Annotated in this window: 10 protein-coding genes and 1 tRNA gene; 4 read left to right on the top strand and 7 right to left on the bottom strand. The window is 34.8% G+C overall.

The window, feature by feature from the left end; genetic code table 11:
* Window positions 1–34: 34 nt before the first annotated feature.
* Window positions 35–3,100, bottom strand: a complete 3,066-nt coding sequence (locus RC62_RS15580; protein WP_055096852.1) for a TAT-variant-translocated molybdopterin oxidoreductase — start codon at window positions 3,098–3,100, stop codon at window positions 35–37.
* A gap of 32 nt (window positions 3,101–3,132) precedes the next feature.
* The gene (locus RC62_RS15585) at window positions 3,133–4,461 is read right to left on the bottom strand and encodes a c-type cytochrome (protein WP_055096854.1); all 1,329 of its coding nucleotides are present in this window, start codon (window positions 4,459–4,461) and stop codon (window positions 3,133–3,135) included.
* A gap of 219 nt (window positions 4,462–4,680) precedes the next feature.
* Between RC62_RS15585 and RC62_RS15590 the strand changes: the two genes are divergently transcribed.
* The gene (locus tag RC62_RS15590; protein WP_055096856.1) at window positions 4,681–5,070 is read left to right on the top strand and encodes an SPOR domain-containing protein; all 390 of its coding nucleotides are present in this window, start codon (window positions 4,681–4,683) and stop codon (window positions 5,068–5,070) included.
* Window positions 5,071–5,339: 269 nt separating this feature from the next.
* Here RC62_RS15590 and RC62_RS15595 read toward each other — a convergent pair whose 3' ends face one another.
* From RC62_RS15595 to rimP, 4 genes are all read right to left on the bottom strand, one after another.
* Window positions 5,340–6,125 carry an acid phosphatase gene (locus RC62_RS15595; RefSeq protein ID WP_055096858.1) on the bottom strand — a complete coding sequence of 262 codons (786 nt, stop codon included), beginning with the start codon at window positions 6,123–6,125 and terminating at the stop codon, window positions 5,340–5,342.
* Window positions 6,126–6,373: 248 nt separating this feature from the next.
* Window positions 6,374–9,259: a translation initiation factor IF-2 gene (infB, locus tag RC62_RS15600; protein WP_055096860.1), complete on the bottom strand. Its 2,886-nt coding sequence runs from the start codon at window positions 9,257–9,259 to the stop codon at window positions 6,374–6,376.
* A 48-nt stretch (window positions 9,260–9,307) separates the two neighbouring features.
* Window positions 9,308–10,555: a transcription termination factor NusA gene (nusA, locus tag RC62_RS15605; protein ID WP_041516381.1), complete on the bottom strand. Its 1,248-nt coding sequence runs from the start codon at window positions 10,553–10,555 to the stop codon at window positions 9,308–9,310.
* A 13-nt stretch (window positions 10,556–10,568) separates the two neighbouring features.
* Window positions 10,569–11,033 carry a ribosome assembly cofactor RimP gene (gene rimP, locus RC62_RS15610; RefSeq protein WP_055097735.1) on the bottom strand — a complete coding sequence of 155 codons (465 nt, stop codon included), beginning with the start codon at window positions 11,031–11,033 and terminating at the stop codon, window positions 10,569–10,571.
* Between the two features lie 175 nt (window positions 11,034–11,208).
* On the opposite strand from rimP, the gene RC62_RS15615 reads away from it, so the two are divergent.
* From RC62_RS15615 to RC62_RS15625, 3 genes are all read left to right on the top strand, one after another.
* A complete protein-coding gene (locus RC62_RS15615; protein WP_055096863.1) occupies window positions 11,209–12,033 on the top strand; it encodes a universal stress protein in 825 nt (274 codons plus the stop codon).
* Between the two features lie 184 nt (window positions 12,034–12,217).
* Window positions 12,218–13,633: an aldehyde dehydrogenase family protein gene (locus RC62_RS15620; RefSeq protein ID WP_055096865.1), complete on the top strand. Its 1,416-nt coding sequence runs from the start codon at window positions 12,218–12,220 to the stop codon at window positions 13,631–13,633.
* A 61-nt stretch (window positions 13,634–13,694) separates the two neighbouring features.
* Window positions 13,695–14,501: a helix-turn-helix domain-containing protein gene (locus RC62_RS15625; protein ID WP_055096867.1), complete on the top strand. Its 807-nt coding sequence runs from the start codon at window positions 13,695–13,697 to the stop codon at window positions 14,499–14,501.
* Window positions 14,502–14,597: 96 nt separating this feature from the next.
* Here RC62_RS15625 and RC62_RS15630 read toward each other — a convergent pair.
* Window positions 14,598–14,668, bottom strand: a tRNA-Gln gene (locus RC62_RS15630).
* Between the last annotated feature and the right edge of the window lie 90 nt (window positions 14,669–14,758).

Here is a 14,758-nt window from a genome sequence, read left to right on the forward strand (position 1 = left end):
AATCCTTTATATGTTTCTTAATTAATAATTTATTCTAAGTATTTCTAACTTTAACATGGTAAACCACATTAGGTTTTGTTCCAACATGCTCCAATAAGTGGTATGATCTATCATCAGCAGCTAATTTAGCAACTTTACTTTCAGCATCATTAACATCACCAAATATCATTGCTCCTGAAGAACAAGCATTTGAACATGCTGTCTGGAATTCACCATCAGCAACCGGACGACCTTCATTTTTAGCTTTTAGCTTAGTCGCCTGTGTCATTTGAATACACATAGAACATTTTTCCATAACTCCACGAGAACGAACGTTTACATCTGGATTTAATACCATACGTCCTAAATCATCATTCATGTGGTAATCGAATTCACTGTTTTTGTTATACAAGAACCAGTTGAAACGACGTACTTTATACGGACAGTTGTTTGCACAATAACGAGTACCAACACATCTGTTGTATGCCATATGATTTTGACCTTCACGACCGTGAGAAGTTGCAGCAACCGGACAAACTGTTTCACATGGTGCGTGATTACAGTGTTGACACATTACTGGCTGGAAAGAAACTTGTGGATTATCTCCTGCTTTTTCCATTTCATTAAATGTAGATAATGAACTAGACAAACCAGCGATATTCTCTTTTCTTTCATTATCACCTTCAAAAGTACTTTCAGAAGAGTAATATCTGTCAATACGCAACCAGTGCATATCACGACTTCTTCTTACCTCTGCTTTACCTACAACCGGAACGTTGTTTTCAGCGTGACATGCAATAACACATGCTCCACAACCTGTACAAGCGTTTAAGTCAATCGAAAGGTTAAAGTGATGTCCTGTAGAACGATCAAATGATTCCCATAAATCGACAGTTGTAGCCTCAACTTCCTGGTGATCTAAAGATACCATTGGTTTTTCATTCCAATGTTCAGCATCTTTAGTATTAAAAATTTCAAGAGAAGTTTCTTTAATGATATCTCCTCTTCCCATTAATGTTTTTTGTCCCTGAACACAAGCAAACTCATGAACTCCATTTGCTTTCGCAATAGAAACAGACTGAACACTATTGAAGTTTTTATATAATGAGTAAGCATTTAAACCTACTACCATTTCTTCTTTTAAGGCAGCCTTACGACCATAACCTAATGCTAAACCAACCGTACCAACAGCTTGTCCCGGTTGAACAATCACAGGAACATTTTCTAATTTTAAGCCATCAGCAGTAGTAATTGTAGCATAACTTCCGTTTAAACCTCCGTTTGCAACGATTTCATTTGTTAAGCCTAATTTTTTAGCATCAGCATTCGAAACAGTTACATAATTATCCCAAGATACTCTTGTGATTGGATCTGGGAACTCCTGCAACCAAGGATTGTTTGCTTGTTGTCCATCACCCATACCTGTTTTAGTATACAATACTAATTCGAAATCTCCAGCAGATTTTGATTTTGCAACAGCACTTGCAGCAGCAGTAAAATCAACAGATCCAGCAGATAACGCAGATGAACCAATGACAAAAACACCATCATGTAAAACTTTGTTCCAAGAAGAACCTACAATAATAGAAGCTGAATTAGCTTTAATATAATCGTAGAAATTTCCAGGAGTTCCATTTAACGATAATAAAACGTCTTGAAATTGTTTTGTGTTAAAGATAGGACGAATAGTTGGCTGAGTCAAACTATAAGTTCCTTTTGTAATTACAACATCTCCCCAAGCCTCTAAATAATGAGGAACCGGAGCAGCTATTGTAGTTATTGATGCAGTTTCATCTTCTTTTAAAGAAAAAGCAACTGATGTTTTTACTTTTTTCAATCCAGATACAAAAGAAGCTGAATCAGCTAAAGTATAAACTGGATTAATGCCGCTCATGATTAAGGTATGAACACTTCCAGCATTCATATCTTTTATCAATTGAGATACAATTGCATTAGAACCTTTTCTAATTTGTCTTGTACCTGCAGTATTAAAAGCTTCACTAGCCAACACTTGGTTGATAGCTAAAACTAATAACTGAGCATTTTTATCTTCAAGTCCTGAAACTAAAACTCCTTTAGAACCTGCAAGTTTTAATTGCTGAGCAGCTTTAACCGCTTCGGCTTTAAATTTAGCATCTAAAGAAACAGCTACAGAAGATCCTGTAATAATGTTATAGATTTGAACCAAAGCTTGTTTTTGATCTGCAATTCCCATAGGAATACGCTTATCAGCTGCAGCTCCGGATAATGTCATATTAGATTCAAACTGAAAATGACGAGACATTTTTTTCGCTCCGTTAGATCCTGACGGAATTCTACCTTGAGCATATCCTGCATCATATCCACCACCTTGCCAGTCTCCTAAGAAATCAGCACCAACAGAAACAATTAAAGAAGCTTTTGAAAAATCATAATCAACAAGAGCTCTTTCTCCGTATACTGTTTCAAATGCATCTAATGCGTCAGATGACGAAACCGCATCATAAACAACATGTTTTGCATTAGGATTTTTAGCGATAAACTCCCCTATTAATTTCTCAGTAGACGGACTCGCTAAAGTATTTGTCAACAATACTACTTGTCCACCTTTTGCTTTTGCTTCAGCAAGACTTGATTTAATTCTCAAATCAACAGCAGACCAGCTACCATTTTTCCCATCCAATTTAGGCTCTTTCAAACGCATACTATCATATAATGATAAGATAGATGCATGAATTCTAGCATTGGCTGAAAACTTAGATCCGGAAATAGTATTGTTATCAATTTTAATTGGACGACCCTCACGAGTTTTTACTAATAAGTTAGCAAAATCGAAACCATCAAAAACAGTAGTTGCATAATAATCAGCAACACCAGGAATGATTTGTTCCGGTTGTAACACATATGGTATAGACTTGTGAACAGGACCTTCGCAGGCTGCAAGCGTAACAGCTGCAGTACTAAATCCTACGTACTTTAAAAAGTCACGACGTGAAGTTCCAGATGAAGCTAAAGCATCTGCATTTCCTAAGAATTCTTCTGTAGGAATTTCTTCAACAAATTCGTTATTTCTAAGCGCCTCAACAATAGAACTATTCTCTAGTTCTTCAACACTTTTCCAGTATTTTTTGTTTGATGACATTGTATATAAATATTAAAATCTTAATAATTCGATTAATAGTGGCATTTACCGCATTCTAAACCTCCCATTTGCGCTGCAGTCAATTTTTCTACACCGTATTTTTTAGAAAGTTCAGCATGAATTTTATCATAGTAAGCATTTCCTTCCATCTTAACATCAGTTTTTCTATGGCAATCAATACACCATCCCATTGTTAATTTAGAATATTGCTTCATGATCTCAAATTCCTGCACAGGACCGTGACAAGTTTGACATTCAACTCCGGCAACATTAACGTGTTGTGAGTGGTTGAAGTAAACAAAATCAGGAAGATTATGAATACGAACCCATTTTACAGGCTGCGTTTTTCCGGTATAAGCTTGTTTAGTCTTATCCCAACCAACTGCATCATACAATTTCTGTATTTGAGCATCATAAAACGCTTTGCTGTATTCAGCAGTAGCAGTAGTTTCAGCAACTTCAGAAATATTTTTATGACAGTTCATACAAACATTCAAAGAAGGAATACCAGCGTTTTTACTTACACGAGCAGCAGAGTGACAATATTTACAATTGATCTCGTTGTCTCCAGCGTGAATTTTATGAGAATAGTGAATTGGCTGAATTGGCTCATAATTTTGATCAACACCTACTTGCATTAAGTATGCATACACAAAATAACCACTTGCCAAAAGCAAAAATATAGAAGTAACTAATACTAAAAATTGGTTTTTAGCAAAAGCTTTCCAGATTGGAGTTCTAGCCTCTTTTGGAGCAACTACAATACCATTATTACTTGCTACTTTAGTTAACACTTTGTTCACCATGAACAACATAACAACTAAAATCGCCATTACAAGAGCAAGAGCTCCTAAAATAATGTTATTAGAAATTCCACTTCCACCTTCTTGAGGACCTGTTGGCAATGCACTAACAGCCCCAGCAGGCTTCTCAGGTATTGGCTGAGAAGTATAAGCGATAATATTATCAATATCACCTGTAGACAATTGAGGAAAAGAAGTCATTACAGACTTATTGTTTTCTTCAAATAATTTAACTGCAACAGCATCTCCTGATTTAATCATTTCAGAGCTGTTATGCACCCACTTGTAAATCCAGGCCATATCATGTTTACCAGCAACACCTCTTAAGGCAGGGCCAGTTGATTTAGCATCTAATTTGTGACATGCAGCGCAATTTGCATTAAAAAGTTCTTTCCCTTTTACTGGATCACCACCTGCAGCAGCAGCCGGAGCAGCAGCTTCAGGCGCCGCCGGAGCAGCAGCATCTTGAGCAAATGAAGTTAGGGAGAAAATTAACGTTAGCGATAAGCTAAGAAGTAATTTTCTTGAGATCGAATTATGGTTACCCACCTTTTTCATATAGTATAATAATTATCTACTAATTTTTGGTATGATTTTTTCTATATCAAATCAACGAAAAACTAATACCTTCTTTTAAAACTTGCACAAAAATACGACTTATGAACTATTCTCAAAACCTTAAAATACTCTTAAATATCAATTTATATCAATTCTAAATAATATCAATATTTTCCACACAAATTTTAAATACTATTTTTGCATAAAAACCATCACATTATGAGAATTTTAACCCCTTCAAAAAGAGTTTTCTTAACATTATCAATGTTTACTTTAGCATATAATATTCATGCTCAAGACCAAAATTTAACACTAAATCAAGACCCTAAATTTGACCAACTACTCAACGACAAACGTAAAATTAACACGTCAATAAACACAAACGATACTTATAAAATCCAAATCTTTAGCGGCAAAAGCGAAGAAGCAAAGAAAACGTTATCGGATTTTAAAAGGGAATATAGCAATATTGACGGAACCATAATTTTTAATACCCCAAACTACAAAGTAATGGTTGGGAATTTCAAAACAAGAATAGAAGCAGAACGTAATTTAGCGGAGATAAAAAAGAGATACAAAAGCGTCTTTTTAATCAAACCTGGCAAATAATTTCAAATTACAATAACACCAATAAAAACAACTCTAATTGAGTTGTTTTTTTTTGATCTTCATTTATTCACATAGAAATAGTTTACATGAATTGTTTAAAAAAACTTCAATAGAACAATTAGATCTAAATCTCAGTTTATGCATAAAACAATCAGCTATCATAACACCTTTAATACAGAAATAAAATGGAGTTTAGCAACTTAAAAAACAAGATAAAAATAGTTAAAAACAAAAAAAATAGAAAGAAAATAGCTAACCCAATAAGGCAATTATTTCTTATTGTCTGCAATTTCATTTAAAATCATTTGTACCTCTTCCTTTACTACTGATAAATCTTCCTTAAAGGCTAAATTATCCTGAAGTCTATCTACGGTTGCACTCCCCATTACCCTACCCATTTCTACATCACTGTGCCAATGCGCATTACAAACAATACGACTTTCACCAAAATCATAACCACGCTTTAAAGTCATCTTCTTATTATATGGGAAAATCTCACTGAAGATCAATGCCCACGCCCATCCAACAGCTGCATGTCCAGAAGGAAAAGAACCAACGTTACGCAATGTTTTTTCTTGTTCAGGAGTACAAGTTTTTGTATTTGTGACTACAAATGGACGCTCACGATTATAATAATTCTTAGCGGCATAAGTAGATAATCCCGCATCTGTCATTACCCTACGCATCAACAAATAAAGCTTGGGTGTTTTTACTTCACTAATCTCAACTCCCAAAGTAGATTCAAAAGACCTTACTGCAGCAGGAAATGATAAATTCGCATCAATAGCCGCCTGCATAATCCGAATCTTATCATTAGAATCTATAGCTTTATTAGCATATTCTAAATCAAATTTAAATGCCTTTGACAGATGTTCTGGCGGAGGCTGCAAAAACTTCAAACTGTCAGGCATCTCATTTTCGTTTAGATATCCATGCAATAAATCAGGCATTATTTCTTTTAGCTGTTCAACGTTTGCAAATGTACGCAAAGCACTTTCCGACTTAAAACCTTTATTTACAAGTCTGTTGATAATATAAAATATTTTCAATCTCATAAAAAATTTAGTTAGCAAAAATTAACTTAAAAATAAAAGCAACACAAAGAAATCAATAACTGCATTGCAAAACATAAAAACATCTTATATTCTGGTTTCAAATTATAAATTGAAACACATACACAAAATCATAAATTCCAGTATTTTCTCAAACAGATTACGCAAGTTTCTTTTTACTAAATCAAAAAAAATAGCACACAAAAAAAAGTCCCAATTTTCATTGGGACTTAAAATATAATTATTGAATCTTATTTCAATTTCTTTTTAATTGCAACTTCATGGTAAGCTTCAATAACATCTCTTTCTTCAATGTCATTGTAACCTTTAATTTGAATACCACAATCATAACCTTTAGAAACTTCTTTTACATCATCTTTGAAACGTTTCAATGCAACAAGTTCACCCGTATGCACTACTACTCCTTCTCTAATAACTCTAATTTTAGAAGTTCTCATGATTTTACCATCCATAACCATACATCCTGCAATAGAACCTACTTTAGAAATTTTGAAAATCTCACGAATTTCAGCAGTTCCTAAAATTTCCTCTTTCATCTCAGGAGCTAACATTCCTTCCATCGCATCTTTCAAGTCATCGATAGCTGCATAGATAATAGAGTAGTAACGGATATCGATTTCTTCTTTATCGGCAAGTTGTCTCGCATTTCCAGCAGGACGAACGTTAAATCCAATAATGATCGCATCAGATGCAGAAGCCAACATAACGTCAGTTTCAGTAATTGCACCAACACCTTTATGGATAATATTAATTTGAACTTCTTCTGTAGAAAGTTTAGAGAATGAATCTGATAAAGCTTCAACAGATCCATCAACGTCTCCTTTAAGAATCACGTTCAATTCTTTAAACTGACCAAGTGCAATACGACGACCAATTTCATCAAGTGTAATATGACGTTGTGTACGTACAGATTGTTCACGCATTAATTGAGAACGTTTAGATGCAATTTGTTTTGCTTCTTTTTCATCTTCAAAAACGTTAAACTTATCACCTGCAGTTGCAGCACCATCTAAACCTAAAACTGATACCGGAGTCGAAGGACCGGCTTCTTTAACAATATGCCCTCTTTCATCATGCATGGCTTTAATTTTACCATGATGTTTACCGGCTAACATATAATCTCCAACTTTTAAAGTTCCGTGTTGAACTAAAATTGTTGACACGTATCCTTTTCCTTTATCCAAGAACGCTTCTACAACTGTTCCTTGTGCAGCTTTGTTTGGATTAGATTTTAAATCTAAAATTTCAGCTTCTAATAAAACTTTTTCTAGTAATTCTTTTACTCCTGTTCCAACTTTTGCAGAAATATCATGTGACTGAATTTTTCCACCCCAATCTTCAACAAGTAAATTCATTCCAGCCAAACGCTCTTTGATTTTCTCAACATTAGCATTTGGTTTATCAATTTTATTGATTGCAAATATAATTGGCACTCCCGCCGCTTGAGCGTGAGAAATTGCTTCTTTTGTTTGTGGCATGATATCATCATCCGCAGCAACAACAATAATTGCGATATCGGTAACCTGAGCTCCACGCGCACGCATCGCGGTAAACGCCTCGTGACCGGGTGTATCCAAGAATGCAATCTTCTGACCATTGTCTAAAGTTACTCCGTATGCTCCAATATGTTGTGTAATACCTCCAGACTCACCAGCGATAACATTCTCTTTACGAATATAATCCAGTAAAGATGTTTTACCGTGATCGACGTGACCCATTACAGTAACAATCGGCGCTCTAACAACTAAATCTTCTTCTTTATCCTCGATTACCTCAATAGCATCTTCGATATCAACTGTTATAAACTCAACTTCATAACCAAATTCATCGGCTACAATAGTTAATGTTTCAGCATCTAAACGTTGGTTCATGGTTACCATGATCCCAAGAGACATACAAGTTCCAATTACTTTAGTAATCGGCACATCCATCATGATAGCAATTTCACCTACAGTAACAAACTCAGTAACTTTAATAGTTTTACTTCCTTCATCAAGTGCTCTTTGCTCCTCATCAGATTTCTGACGGTGCGTATCTCTTTTATCTCTTCTGTATTTAGCAGCTTTTGATTTTCCACCTTTCCCCTGAAGTTTTTCAAGAGTTTCTCTAATTTGGTTTTTTACTTCCTCTTCAGTAGGCTCAACTTTTGCAACAATTGCAGGACGATTTCCTTTTACAAAACCTGGTCTTGCACTTCTGTTAGCATTAAAACCTCCACCACCAGTATTTGGTGTAATTTTATTAGGATTTGGAGTTCCCGGTGCATTTCCTGTAGCAGGTTTTGGTGCACCCGGTGCGCCAGGCTTAGGAGCAATTCTTTTACGCTTATTTTTATTAGCGTTATTTCCGGCTCCCGGAGCTCCTGGTTTATTAGGAGTAATTTTTGGATCTTCCTTCTTTTTCTTAGGCTTATTAAATTGAGATAAATCAATCGTTTGCCCAGTAAGGGTAGTTCCTGATAATTTTTGATATTGTGTAGTAATAGTTTCCTCTGCAGTTGTTGGATCAGTTGAAACAACTGGTTCCTGAGCAACTTTAGGAGACTCCACTTTTACTTCTTTCACTTCTTTTTTCTCAGTAATAATAGGTTTTTCTACCTTTTTCTCTTCAGAAACTACAGGAACCACTGGCTCAGGCTGTACAATTTCTTTTTGAACAGGTTTTTCTGGTTGAGTTGGAGCAACAACTACTTTCGGTTCTTCAACTTTAGCAGGCTCCTCAACAGGAGTAGGAACAACTGCAGGTTTCTTAGGATTTAAATCAATTTTACCAACCTGAACAGGTCCGGTTACAACAGCTCTCGCTTTTATAACCTCTTGTTGTTTTTGGCGTTCCTCGTCTTGTCTGCGTTTGTCTTCAATTTCTTTTTCACGCTCTACACGTAAAGCTTCTTTTTCTTTTCTTTTCTCTTCCCCCACTTCCTTAGAAGCTTCTTTATTCCCCTTATCGCCCGCAAATTGGCTTTGTAGGATATTAAATTCGCTATCAGAAATTTTCGCATTTGGATTTGCATCAATAGCAATTCCCTTATCTTTTAGATAATCAACAGCTCTTTCTAACGAAATATTTAATTCCCTTAAAACCTTGTTTATTCTTATTACTCTCTCTTCAGACATATAACCTTTTTATTATTACCTTTTTCGTTGTGTTGTTAGAGCAGATAACTAGCTATCAAACTCTTCTTTTAGTATTTTCATAACATCAAGAATAGTTTCCTCTTCTAAATCTGTTCTTCTTACTAAATCTTCTACTTCTTGTTTTAAGATACTTCTAGCTGTATCCAAACCAATTTTTGCAAATTCTTCGATAACCCAGCCTTCAATTTCATCTGAAAACTCAGTTAATTCAACGTCATCATCTTCGCCACTAGCAACATCACCTTCTCTGATAACATCCAGCTCGTAACCTGTAAGCTGACCCGCTAATTTTATATTATGACCACCTCTACCAATTGCTTTAGAAACTTCTTCTAATTTCAAGAATACTTCAGCTCTTTTGTTTTCTTCATCAATTTTGATTGAAGAAACTTTTGCAGGGCTTAATGCTCTTGTAATAAACAACTGAATATTACTTGTATAGTTTATTACGTCGATATTTTCGTTTCCTAATTCACGAACAATTCCGTGAATACGAGATCCTTTCATACCAACACAAGCTCCAACAGGATCAATTCTGTCATCATAAGAATCTACCGCTACTTTTGCTTTTTCACCAGGAATACGCACTACATTTTTCACTGTAATCAAACCGTCAAAAACTTCCGGAATTTCTTGTTCAAATAATTTCTCTAAAAACTTCTCAGAAGTTCTTGACATGATAATTTGAGGCTTATTTCCTTTTAATTCAACGCTTTCAATGATTCCGCGAACGTTATCCCCTTTACGGAAAAAGTCAGATGGAATTTGTTTTTCTTTTGGAAGAACAATTTCATTTCCTTCATCATCGACCAAAATTACAACTCTTGGGCGAACATGGTGCACTTCGGCAGTATAAATATCACCAATAATATCTTTAAATTGTTTATAAAGATTTGTATTATCGTGTTCGTGAATTTTAGATATTAAGTTTTGACGCAATGCCAAAATAGCTCTTCTTCCTAAATCAATCAATTTAACTTCTTCAGAAACTTCTTCACCAATTTCAAAATCCGCTTCGATCATTCTAGCTTCTGTTAACGTAATTTCTTCGTTCTCAAAATCAAGATCTTCATCAGCAACAATTACTCTTCTTCTCCATATCTCCATATCTCCCTTATCAGGATTAATAATAATATCGAAGTTATCATCAGAACCGTATTTTTTCTTTAATGCATTTCTAAACACGTCCTCTAAAATTGCCATAAGCGTTACACGATCAATAAGTTTATTATCTTTAAACTCTGAGAATGAATCGATTAATGCTAAATTTTCCATGCGAATTCTTTAATTAAAATGTTACTGTAACAATTGCCTCTTTAATTTCTGTATAAGGTATTTGTTGCTCTTTTTGAACTGTTTCTTTTCCTTTTCCTACTTTTTTCGGTTCTCTTGCTTCCCAAGACAAAATTATAAAAACATCGTTAGCTTCCACTAATTCTGCTTCAATTTTTTCAGTATTTGTAGTAACAATCAATGTTCTACCAATATTTTTCTTGTACTGCCTTGTCATTTTCAATGGTGATCCTACTCCAACCGATGCGACTTCAAGCGAAAAATCCTGTTCTTCACGATCCAGATTATTCTCGATTGCACGACTTACATCAATACAATCCTGCAGCGCCACTCCATTATCTCCATCTAAACCTACACTAATTTTGAAAGAGTCTGAAATAGCCAGATCAATCAAAAAGATTGATGGCTTATCTAAAAGAGCCTCCGTAATTAATCCGTTTACTTTTTCTTTAAATGTCATAATTTTATAAAAAGAGGGGACACTTAGTCCCCTCATTATTTAGATTTTAATAAATAACGGTGCAAATATAGTGTTTTTTTTATAAATCAAAATAAATACATTGCTCTAAAAATATTTCTTATCTTTATGAGAGCATAAAAACAACAGAATTTCACATTATTTAACCCAAAAAATTATGAAACTAATTCTAGTACCTACTGACTTCTCTGAACATGCAGAAGACGCCCTTAAAGTCGCTGCTCAAATTGCTAAAAAAAACGGATCCGAAATCATCGTTTTACACATGCTTGAACTGCCAAGCCAAATGAACGACGCAGTACTGGGAGGCGCAAGCATTCCTGAAACAATGCTTTTCATGAAAAAAGCCAATGAAATGCTTGACGAAGTTTCATCAAGACCGTATTTAGACGGAATTCCCGTGACGGAAATTGTAAAAATGGACAAGCCAATTCACGGTATTTCACAAGTAAGCAAAGATTACAATGTTGATTTAATTGTAATGGGATCTCACGGTTCTTCAGGAATTGAAGAGCTATTAATAGGATCGAATACCGAAAAAGTGGTTCGCAATTCCGAAATTCCTGTTTTAGTAATTAAAAAAGACGCAACAAATTTTGATGCATCAAATATCGTTTTCGCATCTGATTTTTCAGATGAAGCAAAAAAACCTTTTCAAAAACTTTTAAATTTCACCAAATTCTTCGAATCAAAAATACACTTGGTAACAATTTGCACACCAAACAGCTTTAAACCAACTCATGTAGTAGAAAAAGCCATGAATGAGTTTGCGTCCGAATTCAATCTTACCAACTACAAAACCCACATTTATAACGATACCAATATAGAAAAAGGAATTATCAACTTTTCAAACAGCATCAATGCAGATATTATTGGAATGTGTACACACGGAAGAACCGGTTTTGCTCACTTTTTTAACGGAAGCATAAGCGAAGGATTAGTAAATCACGCCGTAAAGCCAGTCATAACTTTTAAAATCTAAAACCTCACATATCTCACTCAGAAGCCTCTTAATCGAGAGGCTTTTTTATGCCCAACTAGTCTTATTCTCTACAAAACAACTTTTTTTTATGAGCTTTTCAACAAAGCTACTTTGAACTTCACAACAAAGTCAACAGCATTCTTAATCCAGATCTTTGTCAAATAAAAATCATAAATAATACAACATGAAAACAATAGACAAGATTTACATTAACGGAGAGTTTATTACTCCTGAAGGGACTGAATATTTTGATTTAATAAACCCTACAACAAACGAACAACTGGGAAAAGTACTTTTAGGAAATCAAAAAGACACACAAAAAGCTATAGCAGCAGCAAAAGAAGCTTTTAAAACTTTTTCTAAAACCACAATAACAAAAAGAATTCAATACTTACAAAACATTCAGACTTCTATCGAAAAAAGAAAAGAAGAATTCATTAACGTAATGATTGAAGAGTACGGAGGAACAAAACAATTTGCAACAATTAGCTATGCTTACATGCTAAAAGGTTTTGAGTCCGTAATCAACTTATTAGATACCTATGATTTTACCAAAACAATGGGAAAGTCCGAAGTTCAGATGACCCCAATTGGCGTGGTTGGAATAATTATTCCGTGGAATTCCAGCAATGTTTTTATTTGCAGCAAATTATCCACCGCAATCGCAGCAGGATGTACATCTGTAATAAAACCAAGTGAAATGAGCGCACAGCAAACGCAATTAATCACAGAATGCCTTCATGAAGCAGGATTACCAAAAGGCGTTTTTAATATCGTTAACGGATTGGGCGAAATAGTTGGCGCAGAAATAAGCCGCAATCCTGATATTGCCAAAATCTCGTTTACAGGTTCCACCAATGTTGGAAAAATTATCGCAAAAGAAGCTGTCAACACCATGAAAAGAGTCACATTGGAACTTGGTGGGAAATCACCTAATATCATTCTGGACGATGCTAATTTTTCAGAAGCAATTCCGCTTGCTGTCATCGCCGCTTATATGAATAGCGGACAAGCGTGTATTGCCGGAACCAGATTATTAGTTCCCGAAAACCGACTTGAAGATGTCAAAAAAATAATAAAAGAAGTCCTCTCTAACACTATTGTTGGAGACCCAAAAAACGAAACAACAGCAGTTGGACCAATGGTTAGCGCAAAACAATACGAACGTGTTCAAAATTACATTCAGATAGGTATTGATGAAGGTGCCGAAGTTTTAATTGGTGGATTAGGAAAACCTGAAGGATTAGAAAAAGGAAATTTTGTAAAACCAACTGTTTTTGTAAATGTAAACAATCAAATGCGAATTGCAAGAGAAGAAATCTTCGGGCCTGTTTTGTCTATTATAACATACAAAACCGAAGAAGAAGCAATAGAAATCGCAAATGATACCACATATGGATTACAAGCTTATGTAAGTTCATCAGATGAAAAAAGAGCTCACAAAGTTGCTTCACAAATAAATGCCGGACGCGTGCAAATAAACGGAATAGGCCATGATCCCATGGCGCCTTTTGGAGGATTTAAACAATCAGGAATAGGCAGGGAATTTGGAATAATTGGTCTTGAAGCATATCTTGAACCAAAAGCGTTAATTCGATAAATAAACCGGATCCGGAAGTCTTCACGAGCAAGATTTCCGGATCTTTTAGTAACTTTACGTTATGACAGCAAAACTAATCACAAAACCCAAAATACTCTACTCCTGCTACTACACACGAAGTCGTGAAGGAGAAAACTTTATACCGGAACATGTATTTAGTTACCAGATTTCAGGAGAAATGATCGCTTCTGACAGTAAGAATACCTACATATCAAAAGAAGGTGATTTTCGCTTTAGCAAAAGAAACCATTTAGCAAAATTTATTAAAATCCCACCCGAAGGAGGTGAATTCAAAACAATCTCTCTTTTCTTAGATCAGGAAATCTTACGCGAAATAAGCAAAGACTACGACTTTAAAATTAATAAGAAACCAGATTCCAAAGCCATGATTTCATTAACACCAAATCCTCTTTATAAAGCTTTTATGGAATCACTAATATCTTATCTCGAAGTAGAACAAGAAAACAACGAAGGTTTATTCAATTTGAAAATAAAAGAAGCAGTACATCTTCTACTTAAAGTAAATCCAGAATTAAAAGATATCTTATTTGATTTTAATGAGCCCGGCAAAATCGATCTGGAAGCATTCATGAATAAAAATTTTCATTTTAACGTTCATCTAACGCGCTTTGCTTATCTCACCGGCAGAAGCTTAGCCACTTTTAAAAGAGATTTTCAAAAAGTTTTTCAGGAAACACCCGGAAAATGGCTGCTTAATAAAAGATTGCTAGAAGCTTATTATTTAATTAAACAGGGAAAATCCCCATCTGAAGTTTATATTGGAGTTGGCTTTGAAGATTTATCGCATTTTTCATTTTCATTTAAAAAGAAGTTCGGAGTTGTCCCATCTTCATTATTCACAAAATAAGCCATTCAAAACCAAACAGATACACCTTATACAATTATAAAACAGTAATAAAATTTATTGCATAAAAAAAGCCTCTCAATCGAGAGGCTTTTTATGTTGGTCTACAAGGACTCGAACCTTGAAAGACTGCACCAAAAACAGTTGTGTTACCATTACACCATAGACCAATAAGAATGCTTACGCGAATGCAAATTTAAAGCTTTTTTTAGTTTGCACAACTTTATTTTTGAATAAAAAAGCCTCTCGATTGAGAGGCT

Source organism: Flavobacterium aquidurense (assembly GCF_001404985.1).
In the GTDB taxonomy this organism is placed as follows: Bacteria; Bacteroidota; Bacteroidia; order Flavobacteriales; family Flavobacteriaceae; genus Flavobacterium; species Flavobacterium aquidurense_B.

What these genes read in the sequence shown, in the direction of transcription:
- RC62_RS15580 (WP_055096852.1), bottom strand. Translation starts at nt 3,100, where the DNA reads ATGTCATCAAACAAAAAATACTGGAAAAGTGTTGAAGAACTAGAGAAT.
- RC62_RS15585 (WP_055096854.1), bottom strand. Translation starts at nt 4,461, where the DNA reads ATGAAAAAGGTGGGTAACCATAATTCGATCTCAAGAAAATTACTTCTT.
- RC62_RS15590 (WP_055096856.1), top strand. Translation starts at nt 4,681, where the DNA reads ATGAGAATTTTAACCCCTTCAAAAAGAGTTTTCTTAACATTATCAATG.
- RC62_RS15595 (WP_055096858.1), bottom strand. Translation starts at nt 6,125, where the DNA reads ATGAGATTGAAAATATTTTATATTATCAACAGACTTGTAAATAAAGGT.
- infB (WP_055096860.1), bottom strand. Translation starts at nt 9,259, where the DNA reads ATGTCTGAAGAGAGAGTAATAAGAATAAACAAGGTTTTAAGGGAATTA.
- nusA (WP_041516381.1), bottom strand. Translation starts at nt 10,555, where the DNA reads ATGGAAAATTTAGCATTAATCGATTCATTCTCAGAGTTTAAAGATAAT.
- rimP (WP_055097735.1), bottom strand. Translation starts at nt 11,033, where the DNA reads ATGACATTTAAAGAAAAAGTAAACGGATTAATTACGGAGGCTCTTTTA.
- RC62_RS15615 (WP_055096863.1), top strand. Translation starts at nt 11,209, where the DNA reads ATGAAACTAATTCTAGTACCTACTGACTTCTCTGAACATGCAGAAGAC.
- RC62_RS15620 (WP_055096865.1), top strand. Translation starts at nt 12,218, where the DNA reads ATGAAAACAATAGACAAGATTTACATTAACGGAGAGTTTATTACTCCT.
- RC62_RS15625 (WP_055096867.1), top strand. Translation starts at nt 13,695, where the DNA reads ATGACAGCAAAACTAATCACAAAACCCAAAATACTCTACTCCTGCTAC.